Origin of the sequence: Corynebacterium tuberculostearicum, from assembly GCF_022347235.1 — a bacterium.
In the GTDB taxonomy this organism is placed as follows: Bacteria; Actinomycetota; Actinomycetes; order Mycobacteriales; family Mycobacteriaceae; genus Corynebacterium; species Corynebacterium tuberculostearicum_F.
In genome coordinates, this window is the sequence record NZ_JAKRDX010000010.1 from 51,381 (window position 1) to 69,047 (window position 17,667).

Annotated in this window: 18 protein-coding genes; 16 read left to right on the top strand and 2 right to left on the bottom strand. The window is 62.1% G+C overall.

Annotated elements, in window-relative coordinates; genetic code table 11:
• The first annotated feature begins 2 nt into the window (after window positions 1-2).
• From map to eccB, 10 genes are all read left to right on the top strand, one after another.
• Window positions 3-797 (top strand): type I methionyl aminopeptidase, encoded by a 795-nt coding sequence (map, locus tag MHK09_RS06950; RefSeq protein ID WP_005322768.1) that lies wholly within the window; start codon window positions 3-5, stop codon window positions 795-797.
• A gap of 65 nt (window positions 798-862) precedes the next feature.
• Window positions 863-1,714: a L,D-transpeptidase gene (locus MHK09_RS06955; protein ID WP_005328012.1), complete on the top strand. Its 852-nt coding sequence runs from the start codon at window positions 863-865 to the stop codon at window positions 1,712-1,714.
• Window positions 1,715-1,977: 263 nt separating this feature from the next.
• Window positions 1,978-2,196, top strand: coding sequence for a translation initiation factor IF-1 (gene infA, locus MHK09_RS06960; RefSeq protein ID WP_004566852.1), 219 nt, complete (start codon window positions 1,978-1,980; stop codon window positions 2,194-2,196).
• A 183-nt stretch (window positions 2,197-2,379) separates the two neighbouring features.
• Window positions 2,380-2,748, top strand: a complete 369-nt coding sequence (rpsM, locus tag MHK09_RS06965; protein WP_005322765.1) for a 30S ribosomal protein S13 — start codon at window positions 2,380-2,382, stop codon at window positions 2,746-2,748.
• Window positions 2,749-2,751: 3 nt separating this feature from the next.
• The gene (gene rpsK, locus MHK09_RS06970) at window positions 2,752-3,156 is read left to right on the top strand and encodes a 30S ribosomal protein S11 (protein WP_005322764.1); all 405 of its coding nucleotides are present in this window, start codon (window positions 2,752-2,754) and stop codon (window positions 3,154-3,156) included.
• 21 nt (window positions 3,157-3,177) lie between these two features.
• Window positions 3,178-3,783 carry a 30S ribosomal protein S4 gene (gene rpsD, locus MHK09_RS06975; protein WP_005322762.1) on the top strand — a complete coding sequence of 202 codons (606 nt, stop codon included), beginning with the start codon at window positions 3,178-3,180 and terminating at the stop codon, window positions 3,781-3,783.
• 114 nt (window positions 3,784-3,897) lie between these two features.
• The gene (locus MHK09_RS06980; protein ID WP_005322760.1) at window positions 3,898-4,908 is read left to right on the top strand and encodes a DNA-directed RNA polymerase subunit alpha; all 1,011 of its coding nucleotides are present in this window, start codon (window positions 3,898-3,900) and stop codon (window positions 4,906-4,908) included.
• Window positions 4,909-4,980: 72 nt separating this feature from the next.
• A complete protein-coding gene (gene rplQ, locus MHK09_RS06985; protein ID WP_005322759.1) occupies window positions 4,981-5,478 on the top strand; it encodes a 50S ribosomal protein L17 in 498 nt (165 codons plus the stop codon).
• A 136-nt stretch (window positions 5,479-5,614) separates the two neighbouring features.
• The gene (truA, locus tag MHK09_RS06990) at window positions 5,615-6,508 is read left to right on the top strand and encodes a tRNA pseudouridine(38-40) synthase TruA (protein ID WP_436232105.1); all 894 of its coding nucleotides are present in this window, start codon (window positions 5,615-5,617) and stop codon (window positions 6,506-6,508) included.
• Window positions 6,509-6,582: 74 nt separating this feature from the next.
• On the top strand, window positions 6,583-7,869 hold the full coding sequence (gene eccB / locus MHK09_RS06995; RefSeq protein ID WP_150851298.1) for a type VII secretion protein EccB: 1,287 nt from the start codon (window positions 6,583-6,585) through the stop codon (window positions 7,867-7,869).
• On the opposite strand, the gene MHK09_RS07000 is transcribed toward eccB, so the two are convergent.
• Both MHK09_RS07000 and eccD read right to left on the bottom strand, forming a co-directional pair.
• A complete protein-coding gene (locus tag MHK09_RS07000) occupies window positions 7,859-9,007 on the bottom strand; it encodes a S8 family serine peptidase (protein WP_250413076.1) in 1,149 nt (382 codons plus the stop codon). The genes eccB and MHK09_RS07000 overlap by 11 nt on opposite strands.
• Complete coding sequence (gene eccD, locus MHK09_RS07005; protein WP_250413077.1) at window positions 9,007-10,434, bottom strand: type VII secretion integral membrane protein EccD; 1,428 nt, start codon at window positions 10,432-10,434, stop codon at window positions 9,007-9,009. Before eccD ends, MHK09_RS07000 begins: the two co-directional genes overlap by 1 nt.
• A 154-nt stretch (window positions 10,435-10,588) precedes the next feature.
• Between eccD and eccCa the strand changes: the two genes are divergently transcribed.
• From eccCa to rpsI, 6 genes are all read left to right on the top strand, one after another.
• Window positions 10,589-14,308: a type VII secretion protein EccCa gene (gene eccCa, locus MHK09_RS07010; RefSeq protein WP_250413078.1), complete on the top strand. Its 3,720-nt coding sequence runs from the start codon at window positions 10,589-10,591 to the stop codon at window positions 14,306-14,308.
• Window positions 14,309-15,433, top strand: coding sequence for a type VII secretion-associated protein (locus tag MHK09_RS07015; protein WP_179387395.1), 1,125 nt, complete (start codon window positions 14,309-14,311; stop codon window positions 15,431-15,433).
• A gap of 142 nt (window positions 15,434-15,575) precedes the next feature.
• Window positions 15,576-15,890 carry a WXG100 family type VII secretion target gene (locus MHK09_RS07020; protein ID WP_250413079.1) on the top strand — a complete coding sequence of 105 codons (315 nt, stop codon included), beginning with the start codon at window positions 15,576-15,578 and terminating at the stop codon, window positions 15,888-15,890.
• 69 nt (window positions 15,891-15,959) lie between these two features.
• Window positions 15,960-16,247, top strand: a complete 288-nt coding sequence (locus tag MHK09_RS07025) for a WXG100 family type VII secretion target (RefSeq protein WP_005322746.1) — start codon at window positions 15,960-15,962, stop codon at window positions 16,245-16,247.
• Window positions 16,248-16,652: 405 nt separating this feature from the next.
• Window positions 16,653-17,096: a 50S ribosomal protein L13 gene (rplM, locus tag MHK09_RS07030; RefSeq protein ID WP_034668278.1), complete on the top strand. Its 444-nt coding sequence runs from the start codon at window positions 16,653-16,655 to the stop codon at window positions 17,094-17,096.
• Window positions 17,096-17,629, top strand: a complete 534-nt coding sequence (rpsI, locus tag MHK09_RS07035; RefSeq protein WP_250413080.1) for a 30S ribosomal protein S9 — start codon at window positions 17,096-17,098, stop codon at window positions 17,627-17,629. Before rplM ends, rpsI begins: the two co-directional genes overlap by 1 nt.
• Window positions 17,630-17,667: the final 38 nt, after the last annotated feature.

The window sequence follows — 17,667 nt, forward strand, 5'->3', positions numbered from 1 at the left end:
GCATGGCTTTTCGACGCCGCAGTAAGCGCATCCCCGCCCGCACCCCGGGCGAGCTAGACGCCATGCAGGCCGCCGGCGAGATTGTTGGCAAGGCACTGCAGGAAGTCCGCGCTGCTGCGGCGTCTGGCGTATCTACCCTCGAACTGGATGCGGTGGCTGAGCAGACCATTCGCGATGCCGGCGCCTATCCCACCTTCAAGGGGTACGAGGGCTTCCCGGGCTCCATTTGTGCTTCCGTTAATGACGTCATCGTGCACGGCATTCCGGATAAGGAAACCATCCTGGCAGAAGGCGACTTGGTGTCCATCGATTGCGGTGCCACGCTGGACGGTTGGGTAGGCGATAGTGCCTGGTCCTTTGCAGTAGGCGAGTTGGATGCTGATGTCGCGGCCCTCAACAAGGCCACCGAGTATGTCCTTATGGAGGGCATGCAGGCTATGGTTCCGGGCAATCTGCTTACCGACGTCTCCCATGCCCTAGAGCAAGCCACCCGCCGGGCCGAGCAGAAGTTCGGCGTGGATCTGTTCATCGTGGATGGCTACGGCGGTCACGGCATCGGGCGAACCATGCACGAGGATCCTTACCTGGCCAATGAGGGACGCCCGGGCCGTGGCCCGCTGATCCAAGAAGGCTCTGTGCTGGCCATTGAACCCATGCTAACTTTGGGCACAGAGGATTCCGCCGTGCTAGAGGATGACTGGACGGTCGTTACCCTCGATGGCTCCTTTGCCGCTCACTGGGAGCATACGGTGGCCGCGACCGCCGATGGTCCCCGTATTCTTACCCGCCGCTACTGACATTTATTCCCCAATATTGCCTGTTGCACTAGGCATACGCCCCTGAAAGGTTTATACTCACAGCCATGTCTAAATTTAGCTTCCGCAAGATCCGTGCCACGGTTGCAGCGCCCGCAGTCGCTGGCGTGATGGCCTTGAGCACCACCGTTGCGGCTCCTGCCGCTTCCGCCCAGGAGATTCCGAACCTGGATCAGCTCAGCTCCAAGGCAAATTCCGACCTCGCTCAGTTCTCTTCCCAGTCCGGACTGGACCAGCTCACCGCTGAGGCAAAGAAGCAGCTGGATAACTTCTACGGCCAGAGCCGCGAGCAGGCCTGGAATACCCGTAACCAGATCCTGGACCAAGCAGAGAAGTTCTCCCCGGAGCTGGCACCTAGCGTTCAGACCGCTGTGGACGGCGCCGTAGAATTCCTCTTCCCAGGCTTGATCGCCCAGAAGAATGAGGAAGCACGCAAGGCCCGCGAGGCCGCTGCTCGCGCCAACGCTGAGCGCGTCGCTGCTGAGAAGGCTCGTTCTGAGGCTGCGGCACGCAAGGCGGAAGCACAGCGTCGTGCTAACCAGTTCGACCGTGGCCCGTGCCCGGCCGATGCGAAGGTTTGTGTCGACCTCAATGGCCGACGCACCTGGCTGCAGGATGGCGGCAAGGTGTCCTACGTGTCCCCGGCAATGTCCGCCGGCATGCGCGGTCAGGAAACCCCACGCGGTACTTTCCATGTGACCCGCAAGGTAGAGCATGAGATTTCCCGCGAGTTCAATAACGCACCGATGCCGTACTCCATCTACTTCACCAATAACGGTCACGCCTTCCACTTGGATGACCCGGCCGTTGATTCCAATGGCTGCGTTCACCTTCCGCCAGACGCTGCAAAGCGCTACTGGGATAATGTACAGGTTGGCGATAAGGTCTTTATCTACTAAGACCCGCGCTTAAGCGAAAGCCTCATCCCCCGAACCGGCTCCCGAGAAGGAGAATCGGTTCGGGGGATTCTGCTGGCTTAGGGTGAGGGACGGGCGAGTGAGCGGGGCGTCGGAAAGCGCAGCGGTTTGGAAAACGTGTCGCTGCAGCGTATGCTGTTAAGTCGGTGTATAGCGTCAGCGAGGCTGACGCGGATACGCCACCGCAGTAGACAACAAACATGCAGGTGACGGCGCACTTGTCCGTCGCCAGAAAAGTAGAGGTTATGGCTAAGGAAGGCGCAATCGAGGTAGAAGGCCGCATTATCGAGCCTTTGCCCAACGCAATGTTCCGTGTCGAGCTCGACAATGGACACAAGGTTCTTGCACACATTTCTGGCAAGATGCGTCAGCACTACATTCGCATCCTCCCAGAGGACCGCGTGGTTGTAGAGCTGTCTCCTTATGACCTGACCCGCGGACGCATCGTCTACCGCTACAAGTAAAGACAGTAAGCCTCCTCACCCAAGGGTGAACCTGTAGGTTCACCCTGTCCACCTCAGGCTACGGTGGCCTGAGCCCGCACTGGTAAGCAACCCAAGGATTCCCGGCACGGTCCGGGCGAAGCGTTGCATGGAGCGGGACGGATGGGGAGAAAACCGCCGTAACAACCCGAAAGGACACGCCATATGGCACGTCTAGCTGGTGTTGACCTCCCCCGCAATAAGCGCATGGAGGTCGCTCTCACCTACATCTACGGCATCGGTCCAACCCGTGCCAAGGAACTGCTAGAAAAGACTGGCATTTCTCCTGACCTGCGCACTGACAACCTGGATGATGACCAGCTGTCGGCGCTCCGTGACGCAATTGAGGCTACCTGGAAGGTTGAGGGTGACCTCCGCCGTCAGGTTCAGGCTGATATCCGCCGCAAGATTGAAATCGGAAGCTACAAGGGTCTGCGCCACCGCCGTGGCCTGCCTGTACGTGGCCAGCGCACCAAGACCAATGCGCGCACTCGTAAGGGTCCGAAGAAGACGATCGCAGGAAAGAAGAAGTAATTCATGCCTCCAAAGACTCGTTCCGGCGCGCGCCGTTCCGGCCGTCGCGTCGTAAAGAAGAATGTGGCCCTCGGCCACGCATACATCAAGTCCACCTTCAATAACACCATCGTCTCGATCACCGATCAGACCGGTGCTGTTATCTCTTGGGCATCCTCCGGCCACGTTGGCTTCAAGGGTTCCCGTAAGTCCACTCCGTTCGCCGCTCAGATGGCAGCCGAGAACGCTGCACGCAAGGCAATGGATCACGGCATGAAGAAGGTTGACGTATTCGTCAAGGGTCCGGGCTCCGGCCGCGAGACCGCCATCCGTTCCCTGCAGGCTGCAGGCCTCGAGGTTTCCTCGATCACGGATGCAACCCCACAGCCGCACAACGGCTGCCGTCCGACCAAGCGCCGCAAGGTTTAAGGGAAAGGAAGAGGTAAGAAAATGGCTCGTTACACTGGCCCCGCTACCCGCGTATCCCGCCGTCTTCGCGTCGACTTGGTCGGCGGCGATATGGCATTCGAGCGCCGCCCGTACCCACCGGGACAGGCTGGCCGCAACCGCATCAAGGAATCTGAGTACCTGCTGCAGCTCCAGGAGAAGCAGAAGGCAAAGTACACCTACGGTGTGCTGGAGCGTCAGTTCCGTCGCTACTACGCAGAGGCTAACCGCCTCCCGGGCAAGACCGGCGATAACCTGGTTATCCTGCTCGAGTCCCGCCTGGACAACGTAGTTTACCGTGCAGGTCTGGCACGCACCCGCCGCCAGGCTCGCCAGCTTGTCTCCCACGGTCACTTCACCGTGAACGGCAAGAACATCAACGTTCCTTCCTACAAGGTCACCCAGTACGACATCATCGATGTCCGTGACCGCTCCAAGAAGATGGAATGGTTCGAAGATGCTCAGGACGCCCTCATCGATGCCAACGTACCGGCATGGCTGCAGGTTGTTCCTGATACCCTGCGCATCCTCGTGCACCAGCTGCCCGAGCGCGCTCAGATCGACATTCCGCTGCAGGAGCAGCTCATCGTCGAGCTTTACTCGAAGTAAACTGTTATACCGCACGGCCTGTATTGGCCTGGCGGATAACCAGGAATCTTCAATCCCGAAGATTTTTACCCCTCTACCGGCGTCAAATAGCGGTCGCCGAAAAGGAGAATTTCAATGCTCATTTCCCAGCGTCCTCAGCTCACCGAGGAATTCATCGACTCGTCTCGTTCCAAGTTCGTCATCGAACCGCTCGAGCCGGGCTTTGGCTACACCCTCGGTAACTCGCTGCGTCGTACCCTGCTGTCCTCCATTCCGGGTGCAGCGGTAACCTCCATCAAGATTGATGGTGTTCTCCACGAGTTCACCACCATCAACGGTGTGAAGGAAGACGTTTCCGAGATCATCTTGAACATCAAGAGCATGGTGCTTTCTTCCGACTCCGATGAGCCGGTTGTTATGTACCTGAGCAAGGAAGGCCCGGGCGATGTCACCGCGGGCGATATCCAGCCTCCGGCTGGTGTGGAGATCCACAACCCGGATCTGCACATCGCTTCCCTGAATGACACCGCCAAGCTGGACATTGAGCTCGTCGTCGAGCGCGGCCGTGGCTATGTCCCAGCCGCTCCTACCTCCGGTGAGATCGGCCGTATCCCGGTCGACCAGATTTACTCCCCGGTTCTCAAGGTCTCCTACAAGGTCGAGGCAACTCGTGTTGAGCAGCGCACCGACTTTGACAAGCTGACCATCGACGTCGAAACCAAGAACTCGATTTCTGCACGCGACGCCCTGGCTTCCGCCGGCGGCACCCTGGTCGAGCTTTTCGGCTTGGCTCGCGAGCTGAACAACGCTGCCGAAGGCATCGAGATCGGACCCTCCCCGCAGGAGACCGAGTACATCGCTGCTTATGGCATGCCGATCGAGGACCTGAACTTCTCCGTCCGCTCTTATAACTGCCTGAAGCGTCAGGAGATCCACACCGTGGGCGAGCTCGCTGAATGCACCGAGTCCGACCTGCTGGATATCCGCAACTTCGGCCAGAAGTCGATCAATGAGGTAAAGATCAAGCTGGCTAACCTGGGCCTGGCTCTCAAGGACACCCCTGAGGACTTCGACCCGACCCAGCTCGAGGGCTACGACGCAGAAACCGGTGACTTCAAGGATCCGGCTGCCGAGGATTCCGAGTAAAGAACCCCGCTGACTTGCGGCAATAACCTAATTGCCGCGCGCTCAACTTTTACCGCATACGAGGAGTACACAATGCCAACCCCTAAGAAGGGTGCCCGTCTCGGCGGCTCCGCCAAGCAGCAGGCTCACATGCTGAGCAACTTGGCAGCCAGCCTGATCGAGCACGGCGCTATCAAGACCACCGATGCCAAGGCGAAGGTTCTTCGCCCGTACATCGAAAAGATCATCACCAAGGCTAAGTCCGGCACGATTGCTGACCGCCGCGCAGTCCTGAAGCTCATCCCGCGCAAGGATGTTGTTTCTTACCTGTTCGACGAGGTTGCCCCGAAGTTTGAGAACCGTGAGGGTGGCTACACCCGCACCATCAAGCTGGACAACCGCGCCGGTGACAACGCCCCGATGTCCCAGATCTCCCTCGTTCTCGAGGAGACCGTGACCTCCGAGGCTAACCGCGCTACCCGCGCTGCTGCATCCAAGGCCGCTGAGGCCGAGGAAGCTAAGGCAGACGAGGCTGCTGAGACCGAGGCACCTGCCGAGGAGACCGCAGCTGAGGAGTCCGAGGAGAAGTAATTTCCCTTCGGCCCTAGCGCTTCGCCGCCGCCTTTCCCCATCTGTGGGAGGGCGGCGGCTTTTTCATGTCCGCATCCCAGCAAGGGGGCGTTGCACGGCCGACCCAGCGCCGGTGGGGAGAAGATGCTCCGGTAGCATGAAGCCCACTATGACAGATGCAGCATCGACTTCCCCCGAAGGGCCGGCGGACGGGTTCGTTCGCCTGCGCTTGGACTTGGCTTATGACGGCACGGACTTTCATGGCTGGGCCAAGCAGAAGGGCGGTCTGCGCACGGTGCAAGGCGTATTGGAAGAGAAGCTGGCGATGATTGCGCGCACGGAGGTGCCGCTCACGGTCGCTGGCCGCACAGATGCCGGCGTCCATGCCCGTGGCCAGGTGGCGCACGTGGACGTTCCCACTGAGATGCTGGCGCAGCGCTCGGTGGCGGGGGAGCCGGGGAAGCTGGTGCGTCGGCTAGCAAAGCTTCTGCCAGAAGACGTTCGGGTACACGGGTGCGAGTTTGCCCCCGCGGGCTTTGACGCGCGATTTTCGGCGCTGCGGCGACACTACGTCTACCGGATTACCACCAACCCGCGCGGCGCTCTGCCGACGCGTGCGCGGGATACGGCCGAGTGGATTAAACCGGTGGATATCGATGCCATGCAAGAAGCCGCGACCGCCCTGGTGGGCCTGCATGATTTTGCGGCCTTTTGTAAGGCCAAGCCGAACGCCACGACCATCCGTGAATTGCAGGAATTTTCTTGGCTCGACGTTTCTACGCCCGAAGAACCAGAGCTTTTTGAGGCCCGCGTGAGTGCCGATGCTTTTTGCTGGTCGATGGTGCGCTCGTTGGTGGGTTGTTGCCTGCGCGTGGGCGAGGGGCGGCGCGATACCGACTTCGCCGCGGCACTGCTGCAGGAGACGAAGCGCTCTTCCAGCATCCCCGTGGCCCCGGCAAAGGGACTCTCGCTCGTCGCCGTTGATTACCCAGCGGCGGACAAGCTAGCCGCGCGCGCCGAGGTCACCCGCGAAAGGCGCAGCGCTGACTAACGCCCAAGTGGCAGCGGTCGCCTACCTGGGATAGCCTGTGTGCTGGGTGTACACAGACTTTTCGGGGGAAAATCATGGCACGTCCGCTGCCTACTACCAAGGCCCAGGTATCGGGTCATAAATTCTTGCGCCGCCGCGTCGAGCATGGGCTCGTCTTAGGCGATATCCGCATGATTCACGATCCTTTGGCTAGGCGCCGCAAAGCGCTCCTTTTCGGCGGGGTCGGCGTCGCCTTCCTTGCGGTGGGCTCTGGCATGTTGGCCTGGCTGCAGCCGAGCCCGCAGCCGGGTGATGCGCCGATTGTGCGCTCGGAGCAGGGCCAGCTCTTTGTGGATGTCAATGACACCTACCACCCGGTTTTCAACCTGGCTTCGGCGCGCATTATCGCCGGGCAGGCGGCCGAGGCGCAGACCATTGGGGATGAGCACCTGCAAGAAGCGCTACTGGGCTCACCGGTGGGTATCTCGGATGCCCCTGGGTACCTCGCGGCGGCAGGCGAGAATCCCCAAGAGCGATGGGCAGCGTGTTTGGCCGGCAAGGATGAGGCGCCGTCTACAGATAACCCGACCAGCATTGGCGGTCACCAGGTAGCGTCGCAGGAGGTTATTGTCCTTGCCGAGCCCGAGCAGAAAAGCCTCGGTGAGGAGCGCGCCGCACTGGTGGAATCCGAGGGCACGCAGTGGCTTGTCACCCAGGAAGGCCGCGTGGCGCTGCCAGATCCCTCCAGCACCGAAGGGCGTGTCGTGCGTCGGGCGGTGGGCGTGGACGATAGTACCCACACTTGGCCCGTGCCACCCGAGCTGCTCAATGCCTTTGCGGAGCTGCCACCGCTGAACTTTCCGGCCGAACCACCCGAGGTCGTCGATACCGGCCAAGGTTTGTGGGCGCGTACGTCCGAGGGCGTAGCTGAGCTCACGCCTACGCAGGCGGAGATACTCACAGGCGTGGGTGCCAAGGAGACAACAGCCACGCCGCAGGAGATTGCTGCGCTTGCCGACGCCCCCTTAAACCTCAACCTTCCCTCCACGTCCTTCCGCTTCCTAAGCCCGGACGATGGCTGGATGTGTGCTGCTAACGAGGGCGGCGGGGTAGTGGTACCTGCCCAAGCGGGCACTGTCGCCTTGGCAGGTGAGTCGGTGGCCCATCGCTTTGGTGGGCTCAACGCTGGTGGCGTAGGCGTAGACAGCGGCCATGGCTATCACGTGGTCTCACCCACGGGGCAGCGGCACGAGGTCAAGGACAAAGAGACTTTGGAAGCCCTTGGCACCGGAGTGGGCGCGCAGGTGCCGTGGGAGATCCTGCGGTTGCTGCCGGAAGGCTCCGCGCTCAACCGTGAGCAGGCGCTGCAGGTTAGTTCTTAGGCCGCAGCCCGCGCCACGCCGCCCACGCAGCAAGCGCCAGCGCTAACCCACCCAGCACCCAGGCACTGCGTGTGGGGGCGCGCGAGTCGACTTCGTCGGCGGGGTGGATGGTCATAGCTCGGGTATCGACGCCCGGGCCCGCTTCCACGTGGGTGAGCACGGTGAGCGGGTCGATGAAGCCGTGTCCTGGCTCCGCGGCGTCCTCCAAGCGTTTGCGGAGGGCGGCCGGGCTATCGTCTGGAAAGCGCTGTGCCAAGAGGGCAGCGGTGCCGCTGACCACCGGCGCGGCAAAGGAGGTGCCATGGAACTGCGCCGTTCCGTCCGTGCCTTCCTTACCATCGGCCCATCCACCCGCGGGGTTGAGCGCTAGCGGAATGAATCCTTGCGCAGCAAGCTGGGGGCCATCGGCCGAATTCAGAGAGTAGTCAGCGAGTTCGTGCGAATCCGCTTGGGCGCTCACCGAGAGCACCGTGGGCGAATCCGCCGGAAAGACGCGGTCACCCATCTCACAGCTGCCAGAGGACGCATTGCCGGATGCTGCAATCACCACGGCGCCGGAGTCTTCCGCATGCGCCAAAGCACGGTCCAATCGGGAAGTATCGACCTGCGCGGCCACATCCGGCGGGACACAGGAGACGACGGAGATGTTGATGACGCGGGCACCGGCAGCGGCGGCGTCATCGATGGCGCGGGCCAGGGTGTCCAGCGATCCGGTGGTACTGTCCTCCGCTTCCTGGCGATAGTGCGCGCTGGTCTGACGCACAGCGTAAATCTCTGCTCGCGGGGCGATACCGATATCGTGTCCGGCGATGACACCGGCCACGACGGTGCCGTGCAGGTCGCAATCGCGATGCGGCTCTGGTTCCTCCGGCGCGACAAGATCCGCGCCATTGCTGAGATGCCGCAGTTGGTCGTGACGGGCAACGCCAGTATCGATAACGGCTACTTTGACGCCTTCCCCGGTAGCAAAGGAATGTAAACGGGCCCGGTAGTCTAGCTGCTCCTCGCTTGGTTGGGGCGAAAGCGGTGAGGAATGTGCGGCGGCGCATTCGCGGTCCGGTTCGCGCGCGGCCGCGTAGGGAGCAGCAGTCAGTCCTGCAGCGAATGCAACTACTAAAGCGGTCGGTAGCACGCGCATTATCCAAGCCCTCTAATGAGCACGAAGACACCGGCTAGGTGCGCGGCCAGCGGCAAACTAGCGGCAATGGCGAGGGATTCTATGCGTTCAAACCACGCGATGGTGGTGGGCTCGAGCCCGGTCACCTTGGGTGCCCACAGCGGGGCGCTCAGCATGGCGAGGAGAACCAGGCAGGCAACAAGGAGCGGCGCCCAGGCATCGGCAATCCCGGAATTCGCCACCGCGTGGGTAGCGCACAAGCATGTAGCGAGACAGGCGGTCATCGCCAGCAGCATCAGGGCCCAACTAGCCAGCGCACGACCGTGCCGGGCGGCATGCAGGACGACGGCACCCGCGGTGGTCACGCAGAGTGCTTGGACGAAGCCCGCGCCGGTGTGCTCAGCACCAAAGAGCACCGCAACGTACTCGGCGAGAGAATCGGGCGCGCCGCTAGTCGGCGCCAAGGCCGGGCCACTGCCCGTCAGCGAGAGGGCGATCAGGGCCGGAATGAGACAGAGTGCCAGCCCACAGCACATTCCCTCATAGGCGCTGCCGGCGCGCCGGGCACGGATATCGACATCCGGCTGGACGGCATCCGAAACCGCGAGGTCTTGGCCGGCCGTGGGCAGCTGCGGGACTTTGAGCCCAGCGGTGGCAACGGTCAGCGCAGGAGCTGCGGCCAACAGGATAATGCCGGCGATCACCACGCAGGCGGCAGCCGCCGTACCGTGGCTGCCCTGGAGACCCGTCTCTGGTCCGGGCAGCAGGTAGCCCAAAGCCGCGACCAACAACAGCACCGAGACGGTGAGTGCCACGGCGGTAGTGCGAACCGTGCTCAACCCGGTGACGTGGCAGGCAAGCAGCACGATGAGGAGGGCGACGCAGGCGGTGAGTGCGGCAAAGGGGGCTTCGCCAAGCGAGGGCGAAATCACCACCCAGCCACACGCCATGCCGGCCACCAGGCTAAGGTGCACCAGCGATAGGGCCCGGGTCCACAAGGCGAGCAACAGGGCACCAGTGGTCAACGCCGCCCACGCCGCGAGGGGAAGGGAGCTAACCCACACGAGGGCGAAGGCGGCAAGCAGCCCCGCCCACGCCCAGATGGTGGGAAGGGCGGCGGTAGTATCCTCCTCAGCCGCGGCGGCGAGCGATTCCGCCGCATCCCGAATCACCGGTGCAGGCCGGCGCTCGCGCGGACTAATAACCAGGATGGAGCCTTCCGTGAGCGCAGTGGCAGCCAATGGGGCGGTGAGATCGATGGCGCGGCCGGAGGCTGTACTGGCGCGCCAGGGTTCAGAAATGGTGGGCGCATCCACCAAGTCAGTGATTTCCGCCAAAAGCTCTCCCACGCTGGAGCTTAGCGGTAGCGCCACGTCCGCCTCCTTGTGGAAGGCGCCGGCATGAATGCGAACGGTAAGGCGCAAATGATGCGCCGTTGCAGTAGTCATGATGTCCCCCGAAAAATGTATGGATTGTGGGCGTCCCCCTTGCCCAATGCCACATATTGTGGCTTACTAGTGGCGACGTGTCCACCGCAGCGCGGGGAATCTTGGCAGGGGGCCAAGGGCGCTTGGCGCGTGGCTCGGGGGAGGTTATTTAGGCATGCTTGGGATCGGGGATACCCGCGTCATTGAGCCGTTGACCATGCCACTACGGGATGCTGCGCCGCCGCTGCCCACCGGCAGCATCGAGGCCGAGGAAGTCCCGGAGGCGGTGCGTCCACAACCGGTGCCGCTGGTGCGGCTGCTGCTGCCGGTGGTGATGATTGCGGCGATGCTCGGCATGGTCGCCCTCATGGTGTTAGGCGCTGGGGAATCCCGGCAGATTAGCCCGATGGCCTTGATGTTTCCATTGATGATGCTGGCGAGCATGGCCATGATGTTTGGGCCCAATAATAGCGGGCAGGACCCAGATGAAACCCGGCGCACCTACCTGCGCCACATCAAAGCCTTGCGGGAAAAGGCGCTGCGCAATGCTTCGGCGCAGCGTGCGCATGAGAACTATCGCCACCCTGCACCGGTGGAGCTGAGCGCTCTAGTCGGCTCGCGCCGCATGTGGGAGCGTGGCCCGGATGACTCGGACGCCCTCGAAGTACGCGTGGGAACTGGACCAACGACGTTGTGCACCCCCATCAACGTGCCGGACTCCGGCGCCACCGAAGACCTGGACCCGGTGTGTGCGGTAAGCATGCGCCAGACCATAAAGGCGGTGGGCACTGTGCCCGATATGCCGGTGGTTATCCAACTGCAGGCCTTTCGCTTCTTGTCCGTGTCCGGGACGGCGTCTTCCCGAGGCGGAGAGCGCGCAGATCCCGCCCGCGATATGGTGCGTGCAATGGTGCTGCAGATGGCGTTGGCGCATGGCCCGGAAACCTGCGGGATCGAGGCTATCGGTGGCCAGTGGGAGTGGCTGAAATGGCTGCCCCATGCGCGCACACCGGAAAAGGCGCGCTTTCGCATCCTCATTGTCGATGGCGTGCTGACCACGGGAACCGAAGACTTCTTCCACGATGATTCCTATACCACCATCATTGAGGTTGGTGGGGCGCCGTCTTCGGCGCTGGGGGTACGCGCCGAGCACGAAGGGCTAAGCCTCGTGGCAGGGGAGCAGCTGCAGGTGGTCACCGCGGCAGGGGTGGAAGACCTTGGTTTTCCCGATGGAATGAGTGCGGCCGGCGCGACATTGCTCGCGCGCAGTATGGCCTCCTTTCGCCGCCCCGATAGCACTTCTGGCCGGCGTGGCAGTGACCTTATGGGCCTTCTGGGCTATCGCGATGTGGAAGAGCTAGCGGCCAGCGGCATGTGGCATGGCCGGGAGGGCTCGGCACGTCTTATGGTGCCTATCGGCATCGATACGGTGGGCCAGCCCGTCACGGTAGATCTCAAGGAATCTGCCCACGGCGGTATGGGCCCGCATGGCTTGTGCATCGGTGCGACTGGCAGCGGAAAGTCGGAGCTGCTGCGCACCCTTGTCACCGCGTTGGCGGCTACCCATAGTCCGGACGAGCTTAACCTCGTGCTCGTGGATTTCAAGGGCGGCGCGACATTCTTAGGATGCGACCGCCTGCCGCATACCTCCGCGGTGATTACCAACCTGGAAGAGGAATCTACGCTGGTAGAGCGCATGTACGATGCCATCTCCGGCGAGATGAATCGCCGCCAGGAGCTGCTGCGCACCGCCGGAAACTTTGCCAATGTCAGTGAATACAACGCTTCTGCCACCGCCGTGCGTGAGCACGGGCCCTTGCCGGCTTTGGTCATTGTGGTCGATGAGTTCTCGGAGCTTTTGGGCCAGCACCCCGATTTCGCGGAACTCTTTGTCGCCGTCGGCCGCTTGGGGCGCAGTCTCCACGTGCACCTGCTTTTGGCCTCCCAAAGGCTCGAAGAAGGCCGCTTGCGGGGGCTAGATTCCCACTTGTCCTACCGAATCGGCCTGAAAACCTTCTCCTCAGCGGAATCCCGCCAGGTATTGGGCGTGACCGATGCCTACCACCTGCCCGGCCAGCCCGGCGCGGGTTACCTCAAATCCGATGCCGAGGCCTTGACCCGCTTCCAAGCTTCTTATGTGTCTGGGCCCCTGCCGCGCCGGGCGCTTGCCGACGCCTCCGTGGACCACCCCGCAGCTTCCCGCGGCCGCGTGCAGCTCTTTCATGGCTGGTCCCAGGAAGAGGACAATACTAGCGCTGCGGTGGTTCTTGATGACTCCACCACTGTGCTTACCGAGGTCGTGCGCGCCGCGGCGGAAGAGGCCCACCTGCGCGATCAATCGGCGCACCGCATCTGGCTGCCGCCGCTACCGCCGGTCATTGAGCTATCCGCGTTGCCGGGGCTTTCCGGTGCAGATGACGCGGGTGCAGTCTCGCCCGCAGTGGACCAAAGGGAGCTGCGCGCGCCCATCGGCATTATCGATAGGCCATATTACCAACGCCAGGACGAGCTGATTATTGATTTCACCCAACACGGCGGACACATGGCCCTGTGTGGTGGCCCGCAGTCCGGTAAATCGAGTGCGCTGCGCACGATCGTCTCTGCGCTAGCTCTACGGCATGACCCGCAGGCGGCACGCTTCTACGTCATCGATCTTGGCGGCGGTCAGCTAGCATCCCTGGAGCGTTTGCCCCACGTCGCCGGAGTCGCAGGACGCGAGGAGGCCGAAAAAGTACGGCGCATCGTCGACGAAGTAGCTGGGTTTATCCGCCGCCCAGAACAGTCCGCAACCTTCCTTGTCATTGATGGCTGGCACCACATTGGTACCTCCAACGCCGAGTTTGAAGACATAGCGGAGAAGGTCACCGAGATCGTCGCCGATGGCGCCTCCGCCCACGTGCATGTCGTCATTGCCACCTCGCGGTGGACGACGATGCGCCCCGCTATCCGCGACCTTATTGCCAACCGCCTCGAGCTACGCCTGGGTGAGGCCTTGGATTCGCTCATCGACCGCAAACTACAGCAAAAGCTTCCTAGCCAGCCGGGCCGCGGGCTCACCTTGGCGGGTGAGAATATGCTCTTAGCTCGCACCTCCAACCAGGACATCGCCCACGTCTGCCGCGTGCATGCTGCGGCTGACCCAGTTCCACAGCTCAAGATGCTGCCCGCCGTGCTTACCCCGGCCGCACTCGCAGCTCAAGGGGATGTCCCCGCCGGCGAGATCGCCTGGGGCATCGGCGGACGCGACCTCGATACGCTGACCTGGAATCCGTCTCGTGAGCCGCACCTGGTGGCAATCGGGGCGCAGGGTTGTGGCAAGTCCACCTTCCTGGCGCAGATCATGCGCGGCATTAGCGCCTTTGCGCGGGAAGACGCCCGGCTCGTGGTCATCGACCAGCGCCGAGCCCACCTGGGAACCTTGGACCAGGACATGGTTGCTGCCTACGCCGCGACGCAGTCGAGTGCGCAAGAGGCCATTGTCGATACAGTCCGGACCCTGGAATCTCGCCTGCCTGGCCCGGACATTACCCCGGCGCAGCTCGCCGCACGAGATTGGTGGCAGGGCCCAGATATTTACCTAGTCATCGATGATGCGGACCTGCTGAGCGATATTGCCCTCTCGCCACTGCTGGAATTGCTCCCACATGACCGCGACATTGGATTGCACCTTGTTATCGCTCGCAAATCCGGCGGCATCGGCCGTGCCCTCTTTGGCCAATTCTTTTCCGCGGTGCGCGATCTGCAGCCGGCGCTGCTGCTTTTCGACGCCGACCGCGACGAAGGAACCATCTTCGGACTCAAGCCCAGCCACCAACCACCCGGCCGCGGTCAGTGGAGCATCCGCGGTGAAAACCTCGGCGTCGCCCAAGCGGTGTACCTAGAAGGAGAAAAGTAAATGACCACCAATCTCAGCGCGCATACGCCAACCGACACCCCTATCCCTACTGGTGGGGAGACCACCGCCGGCCCCATTACCGTCACCATCCTGGATGCGGCCACAATCTTTGAAGGGCCCGAAACGGTCTATCGCTATGACCTGCCGGGAACCGGCATTGTGGAAGGCTGGGCCTTAGGCCAAGTCATGGATCAGATATCCAAGATGGCGGGACCGTCCTGGCCCGACGTGGAAGCCTGCGTGGTGGCAGACTCTTCCGGCACGGGAATTGCGCAGGAAGCCACCTCTATTATCTGCCGGCAATTGGAAGTCACCGGGGTGCACCTCATCGACCCAGAACCAACCATCTCCCCGCTAGCCGCCCCGGACCCACTCGATCCGCCTCCTCACCCGGTTCCTGAAGCCACTGATTCGGCACCTCCCACTACGGTGATGGAGGCACCTGCTTATGACGAACCGGTAACGCCACGCTGGACCGACCGCCTGCGCGGTTGGCTCGGAGCCATCGATATCTTTCATGTGGCAATTGCCGTGGTCATCATCGCCGTGGCTGGGGCTTCTTGGTGGGCCATCGGTGCCCAAGCTTCAGGTGAAGGCGACGCCGCTCCGGATGCATCGCACCCGCAACCCCGCGCTGCCGAGCCAAGCGGCGATGGTGCGGCGGAGTTCGCGCCGGCCTCGCCGCAACCGGGAATGCCAGGCGCGTCAGATTCCGGCAGCGAGGAATTGAACCCAGGCGAAAAGCGCTTAGACGTGGAAGGAATGTCAGTAGTAGTCCCCAGTGGGTTCCACACCAAGGTAGAAGATGGTCTGGTCACCGCCACCGGGAAAGACCCGAACCTACGCATCCTGCTGGCGGCGGATGAGATGTTTAACGTGCCGGCGGATGCCCTGTTCAAAGAAATTCACGCGCAGGTCGACGAAGATCCGACGCTTCGCGATGCCACCGATGAGGCAGGGCGCCTGACCTATACCGAAGACCCCGGGGACGGCTCCTTGGTGGAATGGACCACCTGGGAAGACCGTGGGCACCAGATGTCCGTGGGATGCCATACCCGGCATAACTCCAACGCCGTTCAAAAGGCAGCCTGCCGTATGGCCACGGAAAGCCTGGTCAAAAAATAGTCTCAAAAACTTTCCCTCAGCCGGGAACCGTTTGGCGGAAAGTTCAGTCCAATAAAAGTGAGAAAGCACAGATGCGAAGCACAGCTGCTTTTTCGGGGGAAATACACACAATCTCATCCGCCCTAAGGAGGGGCGCACTCTTATGTCTCAGACTTTCAAGACACAAGCCGATGTCATGATCGCCACCGCCGGCAAAGTCGATAACACCAATGATGAAGTCCAAGGCGAGCTCACCCGCCTGCAGGGCGTCGTCGACTCCGTCCGTGGCAGCTGGGTTGGCCAGGCCCAGGTCTCTTTTGATGACCTGATGCAGCGCTACAACACCTCTGCGCAGCAGCTGCGTGAGGCCTTGGCCTCTATCTCTGACAATATCCGCAGCAACGCCCACAACTTCGACAGCGTGGAAGCAGAAAACACCCAGGCCTTCTCCAACGTGGGCGGCGGCCTCGCCCTCTAAACCGCACCGCACAGTTCACTACTCCGCAGCCCAAAAGCTATAGATTCACAGAAGGGAATCAACCACCACATGTCCGAGATCAAGTACGAATTCGGTGCCATTTCTTCCGCCGCAGCCGACATCAACGCCACCTCTGGTCGCATCAACAGCACCTTGGCAGACCTGAAGGCGCGCCTACAGCCGATGGTGAGCACCTGGGAGGGCGAGTCCGCCGTGGCTTATAACCAAGCGCAGGCCAAGTGGGATAAGGCGTCCCAAGAACTCAACACCGTGCTCGCCACCATCTCCAAGACCGTTTCGCAAGGCAACGATGCAATGAGCGACGTCAACCGTCGCGCCGCCGCAAGCTGGGGTTAAATCCACACCCTGTTTGCACGGTCCCACGCTGTCCCCGTCGGGGCTGCGGTGCCACTGACCACACCCGCGTGGCAGGAGGCGGACGCAGCCGCAGCCTTGGCCAAGAAACCAGCGTGAGTACTCCTTTTCTAGTTCTTTTCTCTTGCTATCTCTTCCACTCTTTGAAGTCGTACCTTTCTAGTCCGTACCCACGAGCCGGCACCTCCCGTTTGAGCCGCGGAAGGTGCCGGTTTCGGTGTTTTGGTCTTTGGGCAGGTGAGCAAGTAGGGTAGGAGACCTATGTGTTCGCTCGTCGGCAAGCAGCTGGCGAAGCGCTCCCTGCAGGTCTCCACCGGCCGCTGTACGGGAGTGAATGGATGCTTAGCGCTGGCCGGCAGTTCCGAGACAGACTTTCAAGGAGTCAAATTGTCTACTTTCCACCCAAAGAGCGGTGACATCACCCGCAAGTGGTACGTCATCGACGCTACTGATGTGGTGCTGGGCAAGCTCGCTTCCACCGTTGCAGACCTGCTGCGCGGCAAGCACAAGCCACAGTTCGCACCGAACGTTGACGCTGGTGACCACGTCATCATCATCAACGCTGACAAGATCCACGTTTCTTCCACCAAGCGCGGCCGCGAGATGCGCTACCGCCACTCCGGTTACCCGGGTGGCCTGAAGTCCATGACCCTGGGTCAGTCTTTGGACGCCAACCCGGTTCGCGTTATCGAAGAATCCGTTGCCGGCATGATGCCGCACAACAAGCTCTCCCGCGCTTCCATCAAGAAGCTGCACGTCTTCGCAGGCGAAGAGCACCCGTACGCCGGCCAGAAGCCGGAAACCTTCGAGTTTAAGCAGGTGGCACAGTAATGGCTGAGCAGAACATCGACAACAACGTAGCCGACGCTGCTGACATCGCTGCAGCAAGCGCCGCTACCGAAGAGTTCACCAACACCATCGGTGATTCCATCGCACCGGCCGAGACCGAAGAGGTCGAGGCTGCCGCTCCGGTACACGAGGGCCCGATCCAGACCGTCGGTCGCCGTAAGCGCGCCGTCGCACGTGTTCGCCTCGTTGCTGGCTCCGGCCAGATTGAGGTTAACGGCCGCGAGTTCGGCGAGTACTTCCCGAACAAGCTGCACCAGCAGGACATCCTGCTGCCGCTGACCCTCCTGGAGCGCGAGAACCAGTTCGACCTCAAGGTCACCGTTAACGGCGGTGGCCCAACCGGTCAGGCTGGCGCCCTGCGTCTGGCTATCGCTCGTGCACTGAACATCTACAACCCGGCTGACCGCACCGCCCTCAAGAAGGCTGGTCTGCTCACCCGAGATGCTCGTGCAGTTGAGCGTAAGAAGGCTGGTCTGCACAAGGCACGTCGCGCACCGCAGTACTCCAAGCGTTAATCTCGCTTCTACTGCGCGCGCAAGCGCCACGCAAAGCC